The 23,415-nt window shown below is 67.8% G+C and carries 21 protein-coding genes; 17 read left to right on the plus strand and 4 right to left on the minus strand.

Translation table 11 applies throughout. The annotated features are described in order from the left end of the window. Positions 1–307 precede the first annotated feature (307 nt). The gene (locus A9Z05_RS20835; protein WP_371090906.1) at positions 308–1,276 is read left to right on the plus strand and encodes a lysozyme inhibitor LprI family protein; all 969 of its coding nucleotides are present in this window, start codon (positions 308–310) and stop codon (positions 1,274–1,276) included. 16 nt (positions 1,277–1,292) lie between these two features. Here the strand turns inward: A9Z05_RS20835 and A9Z05_RS20840 are convergent, their stop codons facing one another. Next, positions 1,293–2,369: a LacI family DNA-binding transcriptional regulator gene (locus A9Z05_RS20840; protein WP_069619742.1), complete on the minus strand. Its 1,077-nt coding sequence runs from the start codon at positions 2,367–2,369 to the stop codon at positions 1,293–1,295. 242 nt (positions 2,370–2,611) lie between these two features. Here A9Z05_RS20840 and rbsK point away from each other — a divergent pair, with 242 nt between their 5' ends. The 5 genes from rbsK (at position 2,612) to A9Z05_RS20865 (ending at position 8,090) form a co-directional block, all read left to right on the plus strand. Beyond that, positions 2,612–3,538, plus strand: a complete 927-nt coding sequence (gene rbsK, locus A9Z05_RS20845; RefSeq protein ID WP_069619743.1) for a ribokinase — start codon at positions 2,612–2,614, stop codon at positions 3,536–3,538. A 61-nt stretch (positions 3,539–3,599) separates the two neighbouring features. Next, positions 3,600–4,919: an MFS transporter gene (locus tag A9Z05_RS20850; RefSeq protein ID WP_069619744.1), complete on the plus strand. Its 1,320-nt coding sequence runs from the start codon at positions 3,600–3,602 to the stop codon at positions 4,917–4,919. A gap of 43 nt (positions 4,920–4,962) precedes the next feature. Next, entirely contained in the window at positions 4,963–5,910 is a 948-nt protein-coding gene (locus A9Z05_RS20855) for a dihydrodipicolinate synthase family protein (RefSeq protein WP_069619745.1), read from the plus strand. A 606-nt stretch (positions 5,911–6,516) separates the two neighbouring features. Next, complete coding sequence (locus A9Z05_RS20860; RefSeq protein WP_069619746.1) at positions 6,517–6,930, plus strand: DoxX family protein; 414 nt, start codon at positions 6,517–6,519, stop codon at positions 6,928–6,930. 194 nt (positions 6,931–7,124) lie between these two features. Further along, positions 7,125–8,090: an SDR family oxidoreductase gene (locus tag A9Z05_RS20865; RefSeq protein WP_069619747.1), complete on the plus strand. Its 966-nt coding sequence runs from the start codon at positions 7,125–7,127 to the stop codon at positions 8,088–8,090. Positions 8,091–8,128: 38 nt separating this feature from the next. Here the strand turns inward: A9Z05_RS20865 and A9Z05_RS36330 are convergent, their stop codons facing one another. Continuing rightward, entirely contained in the window at positions 8,129–8,386 is a 258-nt protein-coding gene (locus tag A9Z05_RS36330; protein WP_141723451.1) for a hypothetical protein, read from the minus strand. Between the two features lie 220 nt (positions 8,387–8,606). Here A9Z05_RS36330 and A9Z05_RS20870 point away from each other — a divergent pair, with 220 nt between their 5' ends. The 10 genes from A9Z05_RS20870 to A9Z05_RS20915 all read left to right on the plus strand — a co-directional run bounded on the left by A9Z05_RS20870 (position 8,607) and on the right by A9Z05_RS20915 (position 18,241). Then, a complete protein-coding gene (locus tag A9Z05_RS20870; RefSeq protein WP_059638965.1) occupies positions 8,607–9,467 on the plus strand; it encodes a transporter substrate-binding domain-containing protein in 861 nt (286 codons plus the stop codon). 89 nt (positions 9,468–9,556) lie between these two features. Continuing rightward, complete coding sequence (locus tag A9Z05_RS20875) at positions 9,557–10,279, plus strand: ABC transporter permease (protein ID WP_069619748.1); 723 nt, start codon at positions 9,557–9,559, stop codon at positions 10,277–10,279. A gap of 12 nt (positions 10,280–10,291) precedes the next feature. Next, positions 10,292–11,038 (plus strand): ABC transporter permease, encoded by a 747-nt coding sequence (locus A9Z05_RS20880; protein WP_069619749.1) that lies wholly within the window; start codon positions 10,292–10,294, stop codon positions 11,036–11,038. Between the two features lie 28 nt (positions 11,039–11,066). Then, complete coding sequence (locus tag A9Z05_RS20885; protein WP_069619750.1) at positions 11,067–11,858, plus strand: ABC transporter ATP-binding protein; 792 nt, start codon at positions 11,067–11,069, stop codon at positions 11,856–11,858. Positions 11,859–11,865: 7 nt separating this feature from the next. Continuing rightward, positions 11,866–13,359, plus strand: coding sequence for a histidine ammonia-lyase (gene hutH / locus A9Z05_RS20890; protein WP_069619751.1), 1,494 nt, complete (start codon positions 11,866–11,868; stop codon positions 13,357–13,359). A gap of 50 nt (positions 13,360–13,409) precedes the next feature. Beyond that, the gene (hutC, locus tag A9Z05_RS20895) at positions 13,410–14,165 is read left to right on the plus strand and encodes a histidine utilization repressor (RefSeq protein ID WP_069619752.1); all 756 of its coding nucleotides are present in this window, start codon (positions 13,410–13,412) and stop codon (positions 14,163–14,165) included. 328 nt (positions 14,166–14,493) lie between these two features. Then, positions 14,494–15,843 (plus strand): reverse transcriptase family protein, encoded by a 1,350-nt coding sequence (locus A9Z05_RS20900; RefSeq protein ID WP_069619753.1) that lies wholly within the window; start codon positions 14,494–14,496, stop codon positions 15,841–15,843. Positions 15,844–16,167: 324 nt separating this feature from the next. Next, positions 16,168–16,497 carry an H-NS family nucleoid-associated regulatory protein gene (locus A9Z05_RS20905; protein ID WP_069619754.1) on the plus strand — a complete coding sequence of 110 codons (330 nt, stop codon included), beginning with the start codon at positions 16,168–16,170 and terminating at the stop codon, positions 16,495–16,497. Between the two features lie 302 nt (positions 16,498–16,799). Continuing rightward, positions 16,800–18,047, plus strand: a complete 1,248-nt coding sequence (locus A9Z05_RS20910) for an MFS transporter (protein WP_069619755.1) — start codon at positions 16,800–16,802, stop codon at positions 18,045–18,047. Further along, positions 18,044–18,241, plus strand: a complete 198-nt coding sequence (locus A9Z05_RS20915) for a hypothetical protein (protein WP_069619756.1) — start codon at positions 18,044–18,046, stop codon at positions 18,239–18,241. The genes A9Z05_RS20910 and A9Z05_RS20915 overlap by 4 nt, the downstream gene beginning before the upstream one ends. 73 nt (positions 18,242–18,314) lie before the next feature. Here A9Z05_RS20915 and A9Z05_RS20920 read toward each other — a convergent pair whose 3' ends face one another. Both A9Z05_RS20920 and A9Z05_RS20925 read right to left on the minus strand, forming a co-directional pair. Next, positions 18,315–20,723, minus strand: a complete 2,409-nt coding sequence (locus A9Z05_RS20920) for a hypothetical protein (RefSeq protein WP_069619757.1) — start codon at positions 20,721–20,723, stop codon at positions 18,315–18,317. A gap of 38 nt (positions 20,724–20,761) precedes the next feature. Continuing rightward, complete coding sequence (locus tag A9Z05_RS20925; protein ID WP_256122048.1) at positions 20,762–22,324, minus strand: DASS family sodium-coupled anion symporter; 1,563 nt, start codon at positions 22,322–22,324, stop codon at positions 20,762–20,764. 165 nt (positions 22,325–22,489) lie between these two features. On the opposite strand from A9Z05_RS20925, the gene A9Z05_RS20930 reads away from it, so the two are divergent. After that, entirely contained in the window at positions 22,490–23,275 is a 786-nt protein-coding gene (locus tag A9Z05_RS20930; protein WP_069619759.1) for a GntR family transcriptional regulator, read from the plus strand. Positions 23,276–23,415 lie beyond the last annotated feature (140 nt).

Below are 23,415 nucleotides of genomic sequence, written 5' to 3' on the forward strand. Positions count from 1 at the left end.
AGCGGCGTTGCGCGACGGTATCGTGCGTCGCAGCGCGGTCGCCGACTGGGTTGCGACGACATCGAACGTCGATTGATCGGCGTCGCGCATTCGGGTTACGCTTCGCCGGGCGGCGCCATGCGCCGCATGCCGGGCCGGGCGTTTTTACCTCGAATGTCGCGTGCAGGTAGCTTCTACGGTGCGCGACTCAGCGACGATCAAGCCGATGAGAACCCAGAACCGATCGAATGCGCGCGAGCGTGCTGCACGTTGTGCAAGTGGCAAGCGGAGCACGTACCTGTCATCCGTCGCGGCGGCCGTGTTGTTGATGTTGCTGCCACCCGTCGCGCATGCGGCCGGCTTCGACTGCGCGAAGGCCGCGTCGCCGACCGAGAAAACGATCTGTGCGGACACCGCGCTGTCGAAGCTCGACGGCGAGCTGTCGACGGCGTGGAAGAGGGCGCTCGCGAAGGGCGGCGATACGGCCGCGCTGAAGGCGGCGCAATTGAAGTGGCTCAAGCAGCGCGACCAGTGCGGCAGCAATGCGTCGTGCCTGGGCGACCGCTACCGCGAACGGCTCGCGAGCCTGAACGGCATGCCGCTGGCGGCCGATCGCTGGCAGCAGACGTGGTATCTCGACAGCGACAACCCGTCGTTCGGCGGTGTGCTCACGTTTACCGGCACGGTGCCGCGCTTGCATTTCGAGCTGAGCGCCAACAACGGCGCCCATGATGGCGGGCTCGACGGCAACATCGTGCTGCACGGTGACAGCGGAACCTATCGCCGGGACAAATGCCGGCTTGACTTCGACCGGAAGGGCGGGCGCGTCCGCGTCACGCAGCAGGGTGCCGATGTCGATTGCGGCGCCGGTATGGGCGTCATGTACGCAGGCGACTACGTGACCGCCGCGCAGGCGCAGTCAAAGCCGCCGGCCGACCTGCTGAGCCTCAAGGTCGTCGCCGACGCACAGCAGAACGCGGCCGCGCACAAGCTGCTCGGCGCCGACTATCGGACGCTCGTCGACGTGGTCAATCTCAGCGCCGACGAAAAGGACCTCGACGGCCTCAACGCACACGTGACGTCGTACTGGGTGCGCGGCATCGCGACGACGAACGCCGCGATCGTGATGCGCCGCGGCATCGATCTGTGGATCGGGCTGCTTGTGTTCGATGCGAAGAACAATGTCCGGATGCGTTACTACTCGAACGTGCCCGCGTGGAAGAAGACGGTGCCGAAGACGATCAACGCGTGGCACGACAATCTCGACAAGACGCTGCCGATCGACGTGATGCAGTAAGCAGGGCGCTGCCCCGCTACGTCTTGCTCTTGCGCGCCGCGCGGGCCTGCGTCTGCGTCGGTGGCGCCGCGGATTCCCGTATGCGCAACTCGGGCTGGACCGCATGGCCGGGCCCCGTGGCGCCGTTCTCGAGCGCGTCGAGCAACGCGTGCGCGGCCTGGCGCCCGATCGCGTCGGTGTCGACCCACATCGTCGTCAGCGGAGGCTGGATCTCGCGCGCGAGCGCGATGTCGTCGAACCCGGTGATCGACAGCTGCGAGGGCACGTCGATGCCGAGCGCCTGCGCTTCGAGCAACGCGCCGAGCGCGAGCGCGTCGTTGCCGCAGATCACGGCGGTGGGCCGTGTCGCCGCGTCGCCGTCGGCGATCGCGCGCAGGCTCGCCCGCCCGAACGCGATCGTGGCCGCGCCTTCGTGCTGATGCACGGGGCGCACCGCGAGCCCGTGCGCGGCCAGCGTGTCGTGAATGCCGCGCAGCCGGGCCTGCACGCGGTCGTTGTCCGTCGACGGCTGCATGATGATCGCGAAATCGCGATGACCGAGGTCGAGCAGGTGCGTGGTGAGCCGCGCGAACGCCGCGCGGTTGTCGAAGCCGATGCAGCAGTGCGGGCTGTCGTCGCGGTACGCATACGTAACGACGTACGGCACGCGATGCATCGCAAGGAGTTCGAACAGTTCCGGCGGATACGCTTCGCCGACCAGCGACACCGCTTCCACGCCGCGCGACAGCATCGCGCGCACCTGCGCGAGCGCCTGCGCGGGGTCGTAGTTCGAGCAGCCGAGGAACAGCGTGATGCCGTGCTCGGCCATGACCGTCTGCATGCCGGCGACCTGTGATGCAAACACCTGATCGTCGAGGGTCGGAATGATCGCGCCCGTGATGTGGGTGCGCGTGGACGCGAGTGCGCGGCCGGCCGCATTCGGGATCCAGTTCAGTGCGAGCGCCGCGTCACGCACGCGCCGCTGCACGTCGGCCGACACCTTGCCGGGATCGTTGTACACGCGCGAGACGGTCGCGGTCGATACGCCGGCGAGTTTCGCGACGTCGCCAAGCACCGAGCGGCCGCTGCCGCGGCGTGCGCGGGGCGTGCTCATCGGCCGTCTCCGCGTGTGGCGGCCGTGCCGCTGCCGTGTGCCGTCAAAAGCGTCATTGTTTACCCTCGATTCGTGATGCCACCGCTTGCATTCTCGACCAAGCCTGCGAGAATGTAAGCGCTATCTTGTTGCTGCTTCCCTATTATGTCAGACACTCGTTCAAACCGTATGTCGAACTTTTCCGAGACGACGACCATTCCGGTCATTTTGTCGGTCGCGAATGTAAGCGGTTACATCAAGCAATGAACAGCCTTCGGTTACCGCGTATCGCCGTCGTCGGCAGCGTCAACATCGATCTCGTCACGCGCGCGCCGCGCCTGCCGGTGCCGGGCGAGACGCTCCTCGGCACGACGTTCGAGACCGTTCACGGCGGCAAGGGTGCGAACCAGGCGGTGGCGGCCGCGCGCCTCGGCGCGTCGGTCGCGATGATCGGCAGCGTCGGCGACGACGCGTTCGGCGCGCGCCTGCACGCGGCGCTGGCGGCGGAGCGCATCGACGTGACGCACCTGCACCGGATCGGCGGCACGGCGACCGGCGTCGCGACGATCACGGTCGACGACGGCGGCGCGAACAGCATCGTCGTCGTGCCGGGCGCGAACGCGTGCGTCGATGCCGACCGGATCGACGCGGCGCGCGACGCGATCGCCGGGGCCGCGCTGCTCGTGTGCCAACTCGAAGTGCCGGTCGCCACCGTGGCGCGCGCGATTGCCTGTGCCAGCGCGCATCACACGCCGGTGCTGCTCAATCCCGCACCCGCGCAGCCGCTCTTCGATGCATTGCTGGCGCGGGTCGACTATCTCGTCGTCAACGAAACCGAGGCCGAGTCGCTGACCGGCATCGCCGTCGGCGACGACGCGTCGGCCGCGCGCGCCGCCGATGCGCTGTGCGCGAAGGGCGCCGGCAACGTGCTGGTCACGCTCGGCGCGCGCGGCGTCTGCTGGCGCGGCAGCGCAGGGAGCGGCCGCCATCGTGCGATCGCGGTGGCGGCCGTCGATACGACCGCGGCCGGCGACACGTTCGTCGGCGGGTTTGCAGCCGCGCGAGCCGGCGGCGCGTCGATGGACGACGCAATCGGCTTCGGCCAGCGTGCGGCCGCGATCAGCGTCACGCGCCACGGCGCGCAGACGTCGATCCCGACGCGCGACGAAGTCATACGGTCGGACACCTGAATTCCGCATGCGACGGAACGGCCGAACCCCGGCCCCTTACAGTGACACGGAGACAATCGACATGAACGACAACCAAGCTGTTCCGCACGCGCCGCCCCGGATTCGGCGCGGTCAACGCATCGCGCTCGCGCTGTTGATGGCGAGCGGGATCGTCAACTATCTCGATCGCGGCACGCTGGCCGTCGCGAGTTCCGCGATCCGCGGGGACCTCGGCTTGTCGCTCGCGCAGATGGGGCTGCTGCTGTCGGCATTCTCGTGGAGCTATGCGCTGTGCCAGTTTCCGGTCGGCGGGCTGGTCGACCGCATCGGCCCGCGCCGGCTGCTCGGCATCGGGCTGATCGTCTGGTCGTTCGCGCAGGCCGCGGGCGGCATCGTGTCCACGTTCGGCTGGTTCATCGTCGCACGCATCGTGCTCGGCATCGGCGAGGCGCCGCAATTCCCGTCCGCCGCGCGCGTGGTGAGCAACTGGTTTCCGCTGCGGGCGCGCGGCACGCCGACCGGCATTTTCAATGCCGCGTCGCCGCTCGGTACCGCGCTTGCGCCGCTGCTGCTGTCGGTGCTCGTGGCGTCGTTCCATTGGCGCTGGGCGTTCGTCCTGACCGGGGCGCTCGGCCTCGTCGTCGCCGTCGTGTGGTTCGCGCTGTATCGCGACCCGGTGCGCGCGCAACTTTCCGCTGCCGAACGCCATTATCTCGATGCCGATGCGCAAGGCGTCGCCGCGGCGCCGAAGCTGACCTTCGCCGAATGGCGCAGCCTGTTCTCGCACGGCACGACGTGGGGGATGCTGATCGGCTTCTTCGGCTCCGTGTACCTGAACTGGGTGTACCTCACCTGGCTGCCGGGCTACCTGACGATGGAGCGGCACATGAGCCTGATCCGCACGGGATTCGCCGCATCGGTCCCCTTCCTGTGCGGGTTCGTCGGTTCGCTGGTCGCCGGCTGGCTGTCGGATTTCGTCACGCGCCGCAGCCGGTCGCCGGTCGTGAGCCGGCGCAACGCGGTGGTGGCCGCGATGCTCGGAATGGTCGCGTTCACGATTCCGGCCGCGCTCGTGCAGAGCAATACGGTTGCGCTCGCCTGCATTTCGGTGGTGATCTTTCTCGCCAACGCGGCGTCGGCGTGCTCGTGGGCGCTCGCGACGGCGGCCGCACCGCCGAGCCGCATCGCGTCGCTCGGCGCGATACAGAATTTCGGCGGCTTCATCGGCGGCGCGCTGGCCCCGATCCTGACCGGCATCATTGCGCAGAAGTGGTCGTTCGTGCCCGCGCTGCTCACCGCGGCGGCGATCGCGTTCGCCGGCGCGATGGCCTATCTGCTGCTCGTGCGCAAGCCGATTCCCGAACAGGCCGCGAACGCCGCGCCCGGACCGTTGCCGGCGTGATCGTGCAGCCTGCATTCGCATTCACTGAAGGAAGGAGAAACCGATGCAACATCCGCAGCAATCGAACGTGACCATCGAGGGGATCGTGCCGGTGATGCTGACGCCGTTCGACGACGCCGGCGCGATCGACTACGCCGGGCTCGAGCGGCTCATCGAATGGTATCTGGCGCACGGCTCGGATGCGTTGTTCGCGGTCGCGCAATCGAGCGAGATGCAGTTCCTGAGCCTGGCCGAACGCGCGGCGCTCGCGCGCTTCGTGGTCGAGCGCGTGGGCGGGCGCGTGCCGGTCGTCGCGTCGGGCCACATCAGCGACGATCTCGACGCGCAGGTCGCCGAACTGTGCGCGGCGGCCGAATCGGGCGCGCAGGGCGTCGTGCTCGTGACCAACCGGCTCGATCCGCAACGCAAGGGCAGCGCCGCGTTGCTCGACCATCTGCACCGGCTGCTCGCGCGACTGCCGTCGGATCTCCCTCTCGGGCTGTACGAATGCCCGGCACCTTACCGTCGGCTCCTGTCGGATGACGAATTGCGCGCGTGCATCGACACGGGCCGGTTCGTGATGCTCAAGGACGTGAGTTGCGATCTCGCGACGGTGAAGCGGCGCGTCGCGCTTGCCGAGGGATCGCCGCTGAAGATCCTGAATGCGAACGCCGCGATTGCGTGGGACGCGATGAAGGCCGGGTCCGCCGGTTTCAACGGCGTGTTCACCAACTTCCATCCCGATCTCTACCGGTGGCTGCGCACGCAAGGCGAGTCGAATCCGGCGCTCGCCGACGAACTGTCGACGTTCCTCGTCGTCTCGGCGGTATCGGAGGCGCTGGGCTACCCGGCGCTCGCGAAGCTGTATCACCAGCGGATCGGCACGTTCGCATCGATCAAATGCCGTGCGATCGACTACGACGTGCGCGAACGCTTCTGGGCGCTCGACGCGGTGCTCGACAAGATCGTGGCCGGCACCGAGCATTTCCGCGGGCGGATCGCCGCGTTATAACGGAGGGCGTGCGCCGCGCCGGCGGCGCGTGATCGCGGCCCGCGCGGTGCATGCGGCCGGTACGCCCGTTGCGTGCCGGAACGATTCGTCTTGCGCGATGCATCGCGATCGCGGCGCAATCCAATCATCGCGATTCCCATCCCGTCGGTGGCGGCAACGCGTGCCGCCACATCACCACACCGTCCGACTGTCATTCGCCCCATCACGACCTCTCGAACCGCCCGCGATCCGCGAGCGCGGTGTCGACTATCAACTGATTCCGTAACGTAAAGAAGCTTCACCTTGCTGACAGGCGGAGGCGGCGGTTTGCGTAGCCAGCAGACGTCGCGTGACGGATGGATCTTCGCCGATTGTCCACTAATTCGAGACAGCGAATCATGGTTTGGCGGATTGATGATTTTCAGCGGGACAGTAGACTGCACCCGTGCTTCGCCAGAACCGGTCCGGAGCGCGCCGCCTGCCGCGGCGCCACCAGGCGGATTCTTCGGCGGCAGGCCAGATGGCTTGCCGTCCGATTGCGAAGAGCGGTCCGTTGCCGGCATCGCGCGCCGATTCGGCGCGCAGCGGCACCGGACGCATCAAACCGTCAATTCAAGGGTGATTGCTATGCGTTACGTTTCGCTGGAGTCGAAGAAGGACGAGCTGCTGCTGGCGGCTCGCGTGCTGATGATGATCCTGTTCGTGCTGTTCGGCTGGCAGAAGCTGACCGGTTTCTCGGGCACGGTCGCGTACATGGCGTCGACCGGCAACCCGGCGCCCGAGCTGGCGGCCGCGATCGCGGTGGCGGTCGAGCTGGTGGGCGGCGTGCTGATCGCGATCGGCTTCTATACGCGTCCGCTCGCGCTGGCGTTCGCCGCCTATACGCTCGCGACCGCGCTGATCGGCCATCGCTACTGGGCGCTGCAGGGGATGGAGCAGTACATGGCGATGATCAACTTCTACAAGAACGTGAGCATCATCGGCGGGCTGCTATTGCTCGCGTTGAGCGGGCCGGGGCGGTATTCGGTCGACCGGAAGTAACGCAGGGCGACGTTTCCGTTCGGTATCGGGAGCCCGGCGCGCGCGAGTGCGCCGGGTTTTGCTTTTTCGGGCGACGGAGAGATCGGTGCGCATGTTCGCGGATGCGAGCCAGTAGACTGAAGCGTTGCGCCGCGATCGTTCCTGCTATTCAATAGGCTCGATAATCCATTCGTTTTCCGTGATTGATCGCACCGATGCCAAACCCATTCCCGTCGACCCTGCGCAAAACCGTCCTCCTCATCGGCGCCTCCGGCCTGCTCGGCCGCGCGGTTGCGGCCTCCCTGGCTCGCGAACCGTCGCTGACCCTGCTGGCAACCATCCGGAACCCGCAAACCGCCGGCGCGAAACTGCTTGCGTTACCGCCGGAAAACATCGCCGAACTCGATGTCCTCGACCAGCCGTCCCTCGAACGCGTCTTTGAAACCCACCGACCGGCAGCGGTGATTCTCTGCGCCGCCGAACGCCGCCCCGACGTCTGCGAACGCGACCCGGCCGCCGCCCGCGCCATCAACGTCACGGCACCGGCCCGCATCGGCGCGCTCGCCGCGCGATGCGGCGCATGGACGCTCGGCATTTCGACCGACTACGTCTTCGACGGCAAGGCCGCCCCTTACGGCGAAGACGCGGCCCCGAACCCGCTGAACATCTACGGGCGCACCAAACTGGAAGGCGAGGCCGCGCTCCTGGCCACCTCGCCGCTGTCATGCGTGCTGCGGCTGCCGCTGCTCTTCGGCCCGATCGCCGACTGGAGCGAATCGGCCGTCACGAGCCTCGTGCCGGCCGTCGTCGCGTCGGCACAGCCGGGCGCCGACGCAGTCGGCATGGACGCATGGGCGATCCGTTACCCGACTTACACGCCGGACGTCGCGCAGGTCATCCGCGACCTGACGCTGCGCCATCTCGCGGGTGAATCCGTCACGGGCATCCGCCATTGGTCGAGCGAGGAGCCGATGACGAAGTACGACATCGCGCAGCGAATCGCGGCCGCGCTCGGCATCGACGCGTCGCTCGCGCCAATCACCCAGCCGACCGATGCGACACCGCGTCCGTACGACTGCCATCTGGATGCCGCGCGCGTGCGCGCGCTCGGGATCGATTACGCGACGCCGTTCGATACCGCGTTGCGGTCTGTGCTGCGCGATGCGCCGCCGGCGCGGTAGGATCGGCGTCCTTCACGCTCGTGGTACCTCCGCCGACGTTACCCGCCAATCCGCTGCGGATCGGACAGCGGCTCAATCCCCTCTTCGGGAGTCAGGCGACCTGCCGCCCGATATTCATTGGACGAACGCAGCACTCGCGCCGCTGACGATGGCGGGCCAATCGAGTCCGATGCAAATGCCGTATTGCGCGGCGCCATCGCATCCGGCAACGCGCAGGCGTTCCGCGCGCCGCCAATCCTCAGATGTGTTTCCCGGTCGCCCGGACGGGCGATCGAATTCAAAATTTGTCTAGTCATCCTTGAGATTCGATTAGTCGAATTGCACCAAACATGTGCCGGAATTCCCCGCGACGATGCACGCTAGACCCTTGAAATTAGGGGATTTCCCGCGTTTCCGCCGTTTTTATTGACCACAGCTTGCTTCGCTGTTTTTCTTCTTGCATGCTTGTATAGACAAATTCCTGAGGCGGCTTGCTGCACCGAAGGGATGGCGAACCTCAACGCAAGGAGAAATCTCGTGAACGGCAAGCGCATCAAGTGGGCAATCAGGACGATCGGCGTCATCGCGGCTGCGGCGGCAACGCTTGCGGCGCCCGTACAGGCCAAGGAATGGAAGACGGTGACGGTCGCGCTCGAAGGCGGCTACGCGCCGTGGAACCTCACGCTGCCGGGCGGCAAGCTGGGCGGTTTCGAACCGGAACTGCTCGCCAACGTGTGCGAGCGGATCAAGGTGCAGTGCAACATGGTCGCGCAGGACTGGGACGGGATGATCCCCGGCCTGCAGGCCGGCAAGTTCGATGTCCTGATGGATGCGATTTCCATCACGCCGGAGCGCGAAAAGATCCTGCTGTTTTCGCGTCCGTATGCGGCGACGCCGGCGACGTTCGCCGTCACCGATACGAAGATCCTGCCGAAGGCCGCGCCCGGCGCGCCGATCGTCAAGCTCACAGGTGACGCCAACGCGGACAAGCCGACCGTCGACACGCTGCGCAAGCAACTGAAGGGCAAGACGATCGGTATCCAGTCGGGCACCGTCTACACGAAATTCATCAACGACAGCTTCAAGGACATTGCGTCGATTCGCGTGTACAAGACGTCGCCCGAACGCGATCTCGATCTGGTCGCCGGGCGCATCGACGCATCGTTCGACGACGTCACGTACTACGCGGCGAACAACGCGAAGAAGGACAACGCATCGATCGTGCTCGCGGGGCCGAAGCTCGGCGGCCCGATCTGGGGGCCGGGCGAGGGGCTCGCGTTTCGCAAGCAGGATGCCGACCTGAAGACGAAGTTCGATACGGCGATCGGCGCGGCGCTCGCGGACGGCACCGTGAAGAAGCTCGCCGACAAGTGGTTCAAGACCGACGTCACGCCGTAAGCGCGGGTTCGGCCGCCGCGTAAGGGCGTCGAACGACGCGCGGCGGCGCGCATCCAGCGGTTTCATTCAACGCATGCAGGGAGGCACGCATGGAGATTCTTGAAATGCTCGGCTTCGGTACCGAAGGCTGGGGCGGTGTGCTGCTTCTCGCCGCATTGATGACGGTCGCGCTGACGCTCGCGGCGCTCGCGGTCGGCGCGGTGATCGGCGCGGCGATCGCGGCGGCGAAGCTGTCGCGCTACCGCACCCTCCGCCTGCTCGGCGATCTGTATACGACGGTATTTCGCGGCGTGCCCGAACTGCTCGTCATCTATCTGTTCTATTTCGGCGGCTCGACGCTCGTGACGGCCGTCGGCCAGTGGTTCGGCGCGGAAGGCTTCATCGGCGTGCCGCCGTTCGTGATCGGTGCGCTCGCGGTCGGGATGATCTCGGGCGCCTATCAGGCAGAGGTCTATCGCGCGGCGGTGCTGGCGGTGTCGAAAGGCGAACTCGAAGCGGCGCGCTCGATCGGCATGCCGCGCAGCATGGTGCTGCGGCGCATCCTGGTGCCGCAGGTGCTGCGCTTCGCGCTGCCCGGTATCGGCAACGTGTGGCAACTGAGCCTGAAGGACTCCGCACTGATCTCGGTCACCGGTTTCGCCGAGTTGCTCCGCACGAGCCAGATCGCCGCCAATTCGACGCACCAGTACTTCGTGTTCTTCGTCGCGGGCGGTGCGCTGTATCTGCTGATGACGGGCGTGTCGAACCGCGTGTTCAACCGGGCGGAAGCGATCGTCGGCCGGTCGTTCCGCCGCAATTTCGCGCGCAACTGACGGAGAACGGGCATGTCCATCGATTTCGCTTTTCTCGTCGATACGCTGCGCCAGCTGCTCGCGGCCGTACCGACCACGCTCGGCCTGTTTTTTGCATCGCTCGTGCTCGGCGGCCTGCTGTCGCTCGTGATCGTCACGATGCGTGTGTCGCCGAGCTGGCTGCCGAACCGCTTCGCGCGGGCCTACATCCTCGTGTTTCGCGGCTCGCCGCTGCTGATCCAGATGTTCCTCGTGTATTACGGGCTCGGCCAGTTCGGCGTGATCCGCGACAGCTTCATGTGGCCGGTGCTGCGCGAGCCGTACGTCTGCGCGGTGCTGTCGCTGGCGCTGTGCACCGCCGGCTATACGGCCGAAATCCTCCGCGGCGGGTTGATGGCCGTACCGGTCGGGCAGATCGAGGCCGGCTATTCGATCGGCCTGTCGGGCTTCGCGCTGCTGCGGCGCGTGATCGGCCCGATCGCGCTGCGCCAGTGCCTGCCTGCGTATTCGACCGAGGCCGTGCTGCTCGTCAAGTCGACCGCGCTGGCGAGCCTCGTCACGGTGTGGGAAGTGACGGGCGTCGCGCAGCAGATCATTCAGCAAACCTACCGGACGACCGAGGTGTTCGTCTGCGCGGCCCTCATCTATCTGGGCCTGAACTTCATCGTCGTGCGCCTGCTCGGCGCGCTCGAATGGCGGCTCTCCGGGCACCTGCGTGCGCCGAAGCCGTCCGGTGCGCCCGCCGCGGCGGCGCGCAATCCTCAGCGCGCCGCATCCTGAGCGTCGCAGTCCTTTCAAAGAGAATCCGATGAACACTCCTGCTCCCGTTGCGCTGTCGGTCAGAAACATCCACAAGTCGTTCGGCGATCATCATGTGTTGAAGGGCATTTCGCTCGACGCGCACGAGGGTGACGTCATCTCGATCCTCGGCGCGAGCGGATCGGGCAAGAGCACGTTCCTGCGCTGCCTGAACCTGCTCGAGACGCCCGACGACGGCTCCGTCGCGCTCGCCGGCGAAGAACTGGCGATGAAGCGTGCGCGCGACGGCAAGCTGCATCCGAGCGACCGGCGCCAGGTCGACCGGATCCGCTCGCAGCTCGGGATGGTGTTTCAGAACTTCAACCTGTGGTCGCACATGACGGTGCTCGACAACCTCGTCGAAGGGCCGCTGCGCGTGCAGAAGCGCAGCCGCGCGGAAGCGGTGGAGGAGGCCGAGGCGCTGCTCGCGCGCGTCGGCCTCGCGGACAAGCGCGGCTACTATCCGGCGCATCTGTCCGGCGGCCAGCAGCAACGCGTCGCGATTGCCCGCGCGCTGGCGATGCATCCGAAGGTGATGCTGTTCGACGAACCGACGTCGGCGCTCGACCCGGAGCTGGTCGGCGAGGTGCTGCGCGTGATGCGCTCGCTGGCGGAAGAGGGGCGCACGATGCTGGTCGTCACGCATGAAATGGGTTTTGCACGCCACGTGTCGAATCGCGTGATGTTCCTGCATCAGGGCGAGGTCGATACGGACGGGACGCCCGATGAAGTCTTCGGTGGGCAGACTTCCGAGCGCTTCCGGCAATTCGTGTCGAGCCACCACGACCGCACGACGAACTGAGGCTGCCATGACCGTATTCCGTGCGGCGCGGCCGCTTGACTGGCGACAGGTGGCGGCCGTGGCGGCCGGCGAGCCGCTCGCGTTGGCCGACGATGCACGCGCGCGTGTCGTGGCCGCGCGCGAACTCGTCGACGAGATCGTCGCGCGCGGGATTCGCGCGTACGGCGTCAATACCGGCGTCGGCGCGCTGTGCGACGTGATCGTATCGCCGGCCCAGCAGAGCACGCTGTCGCACAACATCCTGATGAGCCATGCGGTGGGCGTCGGCATGCCGCTCGGCGCGGCCGAAACGCGCGCGATCATCGCGGCCGCGATCAACAACTATGCACACGGGCATTCGGGTGTCCGGGCCGACGTCGTCGAACAGCTCGTCGCGCTGCTGGAGCACGATTGCCTGCCCGAAGTGCCGGCGCACGGCTCGGTCGGGTACCTGACCCACATGGCGCACGTCGCGCTCGTCTGCGTCGGGCACGGCCATGCGCGCCATCGCGGCGAACGCATACGCGGCGACGAGGCGCTGCGGCGCATCGGCCGCGAACCGCTCGTCCTCGGCGCGAAGGAGGGGTTGAGCCTCGTCAACGGGACGCCGTGCGTCACGGGGCTGGCGGCGCTCGCGCTGGTCCGCGCCGAACGGTTGCTCGACTGGGCCGACTGGATCGCGGCGATGAGCTTCGAGAACCTCGGCGGGCAACTCGCCGCATTCGATCCGGCTTCGCTCGCGCTGCGCATTTCGCCCGGTATCGGGCAGGTTGGCGCCCGTTTGCGGGCACTGCTGGCGGACAGCGGCATGCTCGTCGCGGCGAGCGGCCGGCATACGCAGGATCCGCTGAGCCTGCGCACGATTCCGCACGTGCATGGCGCGGCGCGCGACGTGTTCGACGTCACGGCGGAGGTCGTCGATCGCGAACTCGCGTCGGTCACCGACAATCCGATCGTCGCCGGCACGCGGGAGGCGCCGGCCGTGCATTCGCAGGCGCATGCGGTCGGCGCCGGCATCGCGCTCGCGATGGACAGCCTCGCGGCGGCGATGGCCCAGGTCGCGGCGATCGCGGAGCGGCGTCTCGACCGGCTCGTGAATCCGCTCGTCAGCGGGCTGCCGGCATTTCTTGCCGCGCCGGGAGGCAGTTGTTCGGGTTTCATGATCGCGCAGTACACGGCGGTCGCGCTGGTCGCGCAGAACCAGCGGCTTGCCGCGCCGGCGAGCCTCGACGGCGGCATCACGTCGGGGTTGCAGGAAGATCACCTGTGTCACGCGACGCCGGCCGCGCTGAAGGCGCTCGACATCATCGAGAACACGACGCGCGTGCTCGCGATCGAACTGCTGGCGGCCGCGCAGGCGTACGACTTGCAGCCGGCCGAAACGGGGCGGGCCGCGTCGACCGACGCGCTGTGGCGGCATGTGCGCGAACGCGTGCCGGCATATCACGACGACCGGCCGCTCGCGGACGATATCGCGATCGCGGCCGGCATCGTCGCCGGTGTGCCGCCGTCGTTGCAGTGACGACGGTCAAGGACGGGCCGATCACTCCACATTCATCCGGTCGAGGGCGCATGAGCGAAACGGAACGCAGACTTTCCGCACGGCGGGCGTTGGCATCGCTCGACACCGTACCGGCACGGGCGCTGCCGGCCTATCAGCAGATCAAGCGCTACGTCGTCGAGCGGATCGCGAAGGGCGACTGGAAGCCCGGCGCCGCGATCCCGACCGAGGCGGAGCTGGTCAAGGAATTCGGCGTGGCCCGGATGACGGTGTCGCGCGCGCTGCGCGAACTGACGGCCGAGCGCGTGCTGACGCGCATCCAGGGCGCCGGCACGTTCGTCGAGCGCCGGCATTACGAATCGACGGTGCTGGAGATCCGCAACATCGCGGACGAAATCGCCGAGCGCGGCCATCGGCACAGTGCGCGCGTGTTGATGATCGAGCGCAGCGTCGACCCGGATGCGATCGACGCGCTCGGACTGCGCGCGGGGCCCGTGTTTCATTCACGTATCGTGCATTACGAGGAGGACGAACCGATCCAGTTCGAGGATCGCTACGTCAATCCGGCCTTGTTTCCCGCGTATCTGGAGCAGGACTTCACGCTCGAGACGCCGAATCATTACATGGTGCGGCTGGCGCCGATCCAGCGTGCGGAGTTCCAGATCTACGCGGAGAAGCCCAATGCGCAGGTGCGCCGGCATCTCGTGATGGAAATCGGTGAGCCGTGTTTGCTGTTGCGACGCCGGACGTGGGTCGGCGAGCAGGTCGCCACGTCGGTCAGGCTGTGGCATCCGGCGTCGCGGTTTCATCTGGCGGGCAATATGTAGGGAAGCAGGGTGGGCCTGGGCGGAGCGGGCGGTTTGCCGTTTCGGCCGGGCGCGTCGGGAAACCGGGCGACCGCATCGCGACGCCGCCGCGCATCGCGCATCGCCCGGCTCGATTTGACACCTGGCGTCGTCGCCGCTTAAAGTCGCGACGCGGGGCGGCGGGTCAAGCACACGCCAGGAACAGGCAGCCGATGTTCCAGGACTACGGGGCTACCCCGTGGATCAGATCGATACGCCGATGCGTCGCAAGGGGCGCCGTTGCGCGTCGCGCAACATGACCCCTCGCAGTACCAGCCACGTTGGCTCGTCGTCCCGCCCATCTTCGTCCATGCACTCATCCCTGCGCGACACCACCCGAACGATTGCCGAGGCGATGCTTGCCGGTTCGCCGGAACGTGACGGCATCGTCGCGCGGATGGCCGCCGTGCTCGGCGACACACCGCCGTGGACGCACGAATGCGCGGACGCCGCGCTCGTCCGCTTCGGCGCGAACTGGGCCGATACCGACACCGACGCGCTCGCGGCAGTGCTGGCCGAGGCGCCCGCGTTCGTGCGGGCATGGTATGGCGACCGTCGGCCCGTGGTGGTCCGCGTCGTGCGGCGGCCGCTGGTCCAGCGACCGCCGCCGGCGCCACTCACCGGTTGCGACGTGCCGCAATGGCCGACGCCCGGCGATCTCGCCGGCTGGCTCGGCGTGAGCCCGCCGGAACTCGACTGGCTGTCCGATCACTGGCGCGTCGACGCGCGCGGCAGCGCCACGCCGCTGCATCACTACACGTACGTCCCGGTCGACAAGCGTAGCGGCGGGTGCCGTCTCGTCGAAATTCCAAAGGGGCGGCTGCGCGAGGCGCAGCGCCGCATCCTGCACGGGCTGCTCGATCGCATTGCGCCGCACGGCGCGGTACACGGTTTTCGCAAGGGACACGGGATCGTGTCGTTCGCGGCGCCGCACGCGGATCGCGATGTCGTCGTGCGTTTCGATCTCGCGGATTTCTTCGTGTCGGTGCGCGCCGCGCGCGTCCATGCGCTGTTCGCGACGCTCGGGTATCCGGCCGAAGTCGCGCGTGCGCTCACCGGCTTGTGCACCAACCGCGTGCCGTCGGCACGACTGCTCGCGCCGGACTTGCGCGATCGGTTCGACTGGATCGGCCGCCAGCGCTATCGCGAACGGCATCTGCCGCAGGGTGCGCCGACGTCGCCGGCGCTCGCGAACCTGTGCGGGTTCCGGTTCGACATGCGGCTTGCCGCGCTCGCGCGTTCGCTCGATGCGACCTACACGCGCTATGCGGACGATCTCGCGTTTTCCGGCGGCGGTGCGCTCGCGCGCGACGTCGAGCGGCTGCAGATCCGGGTCGCTGCGATCGCACTCGAGGAAGGCTTCGCGCTGCAATTGCGCAAGACCCACGTGATGCGGCGCGGCGCGCGCCAGCAACTGGCCGGCGTGGTCGTCAACCGTCATCCGAACCTGGCGCGCGACGCGTTCGATCGCCTGAAGGCTATCCTGACCAACTGCATCCGGCATGGCCCGGCGTCGCAGAATCGCGACGCGCATCCGGATTTCCGCGCGCATCTGGCCGGCCGCGTCGCGCACGCGACGGCGCTGAATGCGGCGCGCGGCGCGAAGCTGCGCGCGCTGTTCGACCGGATCGCATGGGATGCCGGCGGCGAAGACCGCTGAACCGTCGGGCCCGCATCGACTCCGGTCAGCGACTTCTGCAACACGGCGCCGCGCACTGCTATCATTCGCGCCATGCCGCGCCCGTGTCGGGTGCGGCGGATCACTTGCCGCCGCCGTTCGCCCGTGCATGCGTGCGCGGCGTGCCGCCCGTTGCCGGCCTGGTCCTGCCTGCCACTGACGCACGACGTCGTTTGGTGCGCATCGCGCAAATCATGCCGGCTCAGGTGGACGATTCACCGATTTGACAGCCCCTATCGGCGGAACTTCGTGGTAGGTTCGCCCATCGGAGCTTTTTGCAAAAACATGCCCAAAGAGGATGAATACATGACCCAGGCCCTGCAGGAACTCGAAGCACAACTTCGGGACCTGAACATCAAGCTGTCAGAGGCGAAGCAGAAGGAGAAGCAAGCCGCGCTCGCGGCGTTCAAGGAACAGGTCGAGCTGTTGGGAATTTCGCAGCAGGAAGTGCTGAGCGCGCTCGGCTACATCGTCCAGCGCAAGCGCAAGGCGCCTGCCAAGTACTACGATCCGTCGACCGGCCGCTCGTGGTCGGGGCGCGGCCCGCGGCCGAAATGGCTCGAAGGCAAGGATCTCGACACGCTCGCCGTCGACCGCGAGGCCAAGACCTGGTGGCCGGGGGACGATCAGGGCTGAAGCCCGCGCCGCCAGGCCATCCGGCGCCGTCCGGTCCGCACAGGCGGGCCGGACGGCCATCCTCCGCCAGCCTGCCGGTTTTCATCCGGTGTCCGGCCTGATCGCGGCATCGCCGGCCTCGCCGCCGCACCGGATCGACGTTTTCCGCTTTCCCTTTCCGTTTTTCGCCGTTTCCAGCCATTTTCCGCCGTTTCCCGCCATTTCGCGCCAGCCGTCCGGGCAGCGCGGGCCGGCGCGCGTCCGCCTCCTTCGTTCGCGGGCCCAGGCCTTAGAATGTCGCCGGACATTCGTGGCAGGACACCATGGCAGCAAACATCAAATCTTCGGCGCTCGGCGGCCCGTCGGCCCCGCGCGTCGAGCAGGTCGGCGCGTACGCGTGGAAGGCGCTCGCCGGGTCGGCGATCGGCTATGCGATGGACGGCTTCGACCTGCTGATCCTCGGCTTCATGCTGCCGGCGATCACGGCGGCGTTGCACCTGACGCCCGGGCAGGGCGGCGCGCTGGTCACGTGGACGCTGATCGGCGCGGTCGCGGGCGGCATCGTGTTCGGCGCGCTGAGCGACCGCTACGGGCGCGTGCGCGTGCTGACGTGGACGATCCTGCTGTTCGCGATCTTCACCGGCCTGTGCGCGTTCGCGCGCGGCTTCGAGGATCTGCTCGTCTATCGGACCATCGCGGGCATCGGCCTCGGCGGCGAGTTCGGGATCGGCATGGCGCTCGCGGCGGAAGCATGGCCTGCAGCCAAGCGTGCCCGCGTGTCGTGCTACGTCGCGCTCGGCTGGCAGGCGGGCGTGCTGCTGGCCGCGCTGCTGACGCCGTTGCTGCTGCCCCACATCGGCTGGCGCGGCATGTTCGTGGTCGGCGTGCTGCCCGCGCTGCTCGCGTGGGGGATGCGCAACACGCTGCACGAGCCGGAAGCGTTCGTGCAGCGCGCGACGCAGCCTGAATCCAACGCGTTCCGCATGCTTGTCGCCGACGGCCGCACCGCGCGCACGAGCGTCGGCATCGCGATCCTGTGTTCGGTCCAGAATTTCGGCTACTACGGGATCATGATCTGGCTGCCGACCTTCCTGTCGAAGCAGATGGGCTTCTCGCTGACGAAATCGGGGCTGTGGACGGCGGCGACCGTCGTCGGGATGATGATCGGCGTCTGGGTGTTCGGGCAACTGGCCGACCGCATCGGCCGCAAGCCGACGTTCCTGCTGTACCAGCTCGGCTCGGTCGTGACGGTCATCGCGTATGCGCGGCTGTCGGACCCGACGGCGATGCTGTGGGCCGGCGCGCTGATGGGGATGTTCGTCAACGGGATGGTCGGCGGCTACGGGACGCTGATGTCGGAAGGCTATCCGACGGCCGCACGCGCGACCGCGCAGAACGTGCTGTGGAACATCGGCCGCGCGGTCGGCGGCTTCGGCCCGGTCGCGGTCGGCGCGCTCGCCGCGCACTACGGGTTCCAGACGGCCATCGCGCTGCTCGCCGGCCTCTACGTGCTCGACATGGTCGCGACGCTGTTCCTGATCCCCGAGCTGAAGGGCGTCGAACTCGAATGAGCACGGTGCACGGGCACCGGACGGCCGAGGAGGTCGCGCTCGCGCGGCACTGGCGCAAGCCGCTCGTCTGCTTCGGGCCGGACGGCGCGTTTCGGTCGCTTGCGGCGGACGCGGTGTGCACGTCGTCGCTCGACGACGTGATCCGGTTCGTCGACGATGCGTTTGCGGTGGAGCGAGCGCAGGCGTCGCGATAAGCGGATCGATCGACGTTGAACCGGAACCGGTGAATCCGGGACGGCGATGCGGAAAGCGACATCGCCAGCCCCGTTAGTCGAACGTGATGAACTGCGCGGACGACCACACCTTGCTGTCGTTACGCTGCCGTCCGAAGAAATAGACGGGGCGGAATCCGAACGATGCGTTACGAGGCGCGACATCGATGCTGCCCGCCAGGTCGACGGGAAGCGCGTGGTCCGTCAGACGCTCGACTGCGACGAACAACTCCGTGCCGCCGAGCGCATGCATCGCCGTCCCGCGCGCGAGCAGCTCCGCGCCGCTGATTTCGAAGCGGAACGCCGGCGCGTGCACGAACGGGTTGCGCTGCAGCGGATCGCCGACCTTCGCGAAGCTGTCGATCGTGCCTTCGACCACGATCGTCGCGGCGGCGAGATTGCCGATGTCGAGCTCGATGCTGTCCGCGTCGCCGTAGGTGTCGCTGTGGAATTCGACGTCGGTCGCGCCGGACCGCCATGCCGATTCCTCGACATGCTCGAACCCGTTCGATCCGAAACGATGGATCGTGCCGTTGACGATGCGGATCCGGCCGCGCCATGCGGCCCAGCGGTAGCGGTCGCGAATGCGGGCGCCGCCCCAGCGCACGCGGACCAGGCGCTCCGCGTAGCCGAGTTCCGCATGCAGGTTGCGTTCCCACAGCAGGCCGTCGTGATCGTACGCGGCCACGTATTCCCAGCCCGACTGGCCGAGCAGACGATAGTCGAGCCGCGCCGGCCCCTGATGCGCGAATGCGTCGCCTTGCCAGTGATCGCCGCAGCGCACCAGCAGCGCGCTGTGCTCGCCGGTGGTCGCCCACGTACGGCGCGCGCGCAGCGCTTCGCCGACGTGCTTGCGGTCGAGCGCGGGCGAGAGTACGCCCGTCAGCCCGCCGTGTACGCCGAACACCTGCACACCGGGTGCGCCGCCGCCCGGCCGGCCGCGATGTTCGTCGCCGCTGGCCGCGACGCCGAGCCGGTAGCCGCGCTCGATCACGTCCTGGTACAGCCAGCCGAAGTGGCCCCACGACGACGCGATCTCGACGAGGCGCTCAAGCTCGGGATGGTGCCAGTCGGGGATGTAGCGGCGGCCGCCGACGTGCGGCATCACGAGATGCTGCGCGGCATCGTCCGCATACGCGTCCCACAGTTCCTCGACGGGCCAGCGGCCGAGTTCGACCGCATTGCCCTTCATGTCCTCGTTCCAGACGAGCGTGCGATTGTGCTCGCCGCGCGCGTTGTACGGAAAATCCGGTCGCGCGTCGCCGAGGAACACCACGTTGTGATCGCCGCCCGCGGTCGAGCTGCCGCACCATTCCTGCACCGGGTACACGACGAAGCGGCCGGGCTCGTTGAAGCGCTCGACCGCATCGACGCCGAGCTGCCAGTTCTCGTCGGTGATCTGGAAGTCGTTCGCGGTATAGCCGAGCACGTCGATGCCGCCGATGTCGCGTGCGTAGCGCGCGTTGTACTCGGGGCTGTTGGTGCCGACCGTGTCGTGTGCATGCACATGAAGATCCGCATACAGCGCGCGCGGCGCGGGCAGCGACGCGTCGACCGTCAGCCACGCTTCGGCCGCGCGCACGTCCGGGCGCGCCGGCACGTCGGCGACGATGCGCAGCGTGCCCGCGTCGACCGGCAGGTCGTCCACCGCGCAGCTCGCAAAGTCCGTGTCGGGCAGCGCGTGTTCGCGCCGGTAGACGATCTCGCCACGGGCGTCATACGCGACGACCCGCGCATGAGCGCCGACCTCGCGGCACGCGTTGCCCCAGCGGTCCTGCAGCGACAGCCGGAACGGGGCGCGCGTGCCGGGCTGCACGAAGCGCGGGCCGTTCAGCAGCACGTCGGAGGGCGCGCCGGCATGGATGTCGATCGATACGTCGCCCGGCACCGCGACGAACCGCGACGTGCCGAGCGGATCGACGTAGAGCCGGAAGCGGAAGTTGTCTTCCGCGAAGGTCTGCACGCGCGTGCCGGGGCCGCGGCGGCGGTCGCCGAGGCGGATCACGATCCGGTCGCCGGCGTTCACGTAGCCGTCGACGACGTCGACGATCACGGCCTTCTGGAACGGCCGCTCGTGCCCCTTCTGGTCGAAGCGCACGTTCAGCGCCTGCACGGTGGCCGGGCTCTGGCCCGGCACGAGCGGCGCCGCGTGGTACTCCGCGCTGATGTAGTTCGCGGCGCTCGGGTCGCTCGTCTGGAACAGCGCCCAGTCCGAATAGAACTTGAAGGTCGCCTTCAGCCAGCCGCCGTCGGCGATGCCGGACGAACCGACCTCGTAGTCGAGCACGATCTCGCTCCACTCGCCGGCTTCGAGACGCGTGACGTTGCATTGCACGCGTCCGGCGAACGGCAGGCGCTTGTGGCGTTCGTACAAGCCTTGGGGCGCGACGTGCGGGCCCAGGCGGTCGCGCAGCGCGGCGGCGCGCGCGGCGACGGTATCGATGGCGTCGTTGGATGCGTTCATGGGGAATTCGAGGAGATGTCGATGGAAGACCGCGCGCTTCAATGCGCGAACGGCCAGGGCGCGCTCGCGTCCCAGACGGGAATGCCCATGTACGCGTACCACGGAGCGATCACGCAGAGGCCGTAGACGATCGCGATCAGCACCGACACCGCGCCGACCTTCGCATAGTCGGCCGTCGAGAACGCGCCGCTGCTGTACGCGATGACGCCGGCGGTGATTTGCGTCGGCAGCAGATACGCGAAGCTGTCGGTATCGCTGACGAGCATCGTGAACGCGACCGGATGCAGCCCGAGGCGCGGCGCGAGTGCGAGCGCGATCGGCGCGATCATCGTGACGGCCGCGACGTTGGACAGCATGCCGATGCGGATCACGTGCGTGCCGAGCATCACGATCGCGATCGCGAGCCACCAGCCGTGTCCGCGTGCGGCGACATAGACGTGATCGGCGGCCCAGTTCGCGAGCCCCGATGCACTGATCGCCGACGACAGCGACAACGCGCCGGCGAGCAGGAACAGCGTGCCCCAGATCGTGCGCTGCTCGACCTCGGCCCAGCCGAAGCGCAGCACGCCGGGCGCGAACAACAGCGCCAGCGCGATCAGCGCGACGATTTCCGACGGCAGGTGATGCAGCGGCTCGGTGGCCCACAACACGGCGACGGCCGCGAACAGTGCGAGCACGGCCCAGTCGTTGCGTGCCGCGCGCGGCTGCGCGCCGCGCATCGCCGCGATCGCGCCGGGGCCGCCGGGAATCGCGATGGCGCGCGAGCGGAAATGGAACTGCACCCACGCTTGCGTGATCGCGAACATCCCGAGGTACGGCCACTGCAGCTTCAGCCACGTCAGGTACGAGATCCGGATGCCGAGCTGCTTCTCGAGCAGGCCCGACACGACCATGTTCGGCAGATGGGCGGTCAGGATGCACATGCCGCTGATCATCGCGCCGTACACGAGCGTCTGGATCACGATCGCCTTGCGCGCGGCGCGCTCGCGCGGCGTTTCGCCGAACAGCCGGACGATGCCGTTCGTGACCGGCAGCAGCGTCGCGGCGCGTGCGTTCGCGGCCGGCACGACGAGCGCCATCACGCAGTTCACCGCGAACATCGCCCAGATCACGCCGTTGGCCGTGCGCACCTTCAGCCGGTCGAGCAGCAGCAGCGCGATGCGGCGATCGAGCCCGCTCGCCTGCATGATCGCCGAGAACAGGAACGCGGCGAGACACAGGAACACGACCGGCGCGGCGAAGCCGCTGGCCGCCTTCGGAAACGACGGGCTCGCGTGCGACAGCACAAGCAGCATCGGCAGCAGGATGCCGCTCACGCCGACGGGAATCGCCTCGGTGATCCATACGATCGCGACCCACGCGACGACGGCGAGCGTCGCCTTGCCTTCGGCGGACAGATGCGCAGGCGCAGGCAGCCACCACGCGATCGCGAAGAACGCCAGCCATGCGGCGGCGAAGCCGATTGCGGCACGCCACTGTGCGCTGCGCGAGCGGCCCGTCGCGTGCGGATCGGTGCGCGGCGCCGCGGCCGGTTCGGCCCGCGTCGGCCGGCTGGCCTGCGCGCCGTCGAGCGGCGGCGTGCCGATTGCGTTGTCAGTCACTGATATGCTCCCCGTGCGTCGGGCCCCTTGAAACTGAAACGGCAGCCCTGATCGTGTGTCGAGATGTCATAATACGTATTAATACAAGTTGAGCGATCCAATTGCTTTTCATATCGATATCGGGGATCGCGCATAGCGCGAGCCGAGCACGGAGAGGAACATTCGATGACGCTGGTGCGTGACGACGCGACGTCGCTTTACGAGCAGATCGCGACGACGCTGCGCGACGAAATTGAACGCGGCGTGTACGAGCCGACCGGCAAGCTGCCGTCCGAGGCCCAGTTGAGCGAGCGCTTCCAGGTGAGCCGCGTGACCGTCAGGCTCGCGCTCGACCGCCTGGCCGATGCGCGCATCGTCGAGCGCAAGCAGGGCAAGGGGACGTTCGCCGCGAAGCAGCGCCTGCGGCATCGGCTCGACGTGCTGCGCGGGCTGCACGATTCGATCGCCGGGCAGGGCGCACGCGCGCGAATGGAATTGCTGCGAATGGAAACATGTGACGTACCGCCGGGCTTGCAGCAGGTATTCGCGGCCGACGTCACGCGCTGCATTTATCTCGAACGCCTGCACTGGGTCGACGACGAGCCGATCGCGCTCGCGCAGACCTGTCTGTTGCCTGAGGCACGTGACGTCGCTTATGCGCAGGCCGATAGCATGCCGACTTACGAACTGCTGGAGCAGTTGCTCGGCTGGCGCATTGCCGATGCCGACATGTCGGTGACGGCCGTGGCCGCGCCGGACGATATCGCCGCCCTGCTAAAGACCGGCAAGCAGGGGCCGTTGCTGGTGTTGCGGCGTACGTCTCGTCTGGCTGACGGCCGCACGTGCGAGTCCACGCTGTTTCATATTCGGCCGGAGCGCTTCGACCTGGTCGTGCGAAGCGGTGTCGAAGCGCGATTTGTCGCCTGCGGCGCGCCTTCCGTCGCGGATCATGGCGATGACGCCGCGCAGTAAAGCGATTGGACAGTTCATTCAGACGCCTGGGAAATCCCGTCCTGATTCAGCTTTCCAATTGATTCTTCCGTGGAATTTCGTCGTTCCGCCATGTCGGCGGCACGGCTCGTGTCGACTGCCGGCCTGACGCATCATGGCAG

It is taken from the genome of Burkholderia sp. A2, assembly GCF_001729305.1.
GTDB lineage: Bacteria > Pseudomonadota > Gammaproteobacteria > Burkholderiales > Burkholderiaceae > Burkholderia > Burkholderia sola.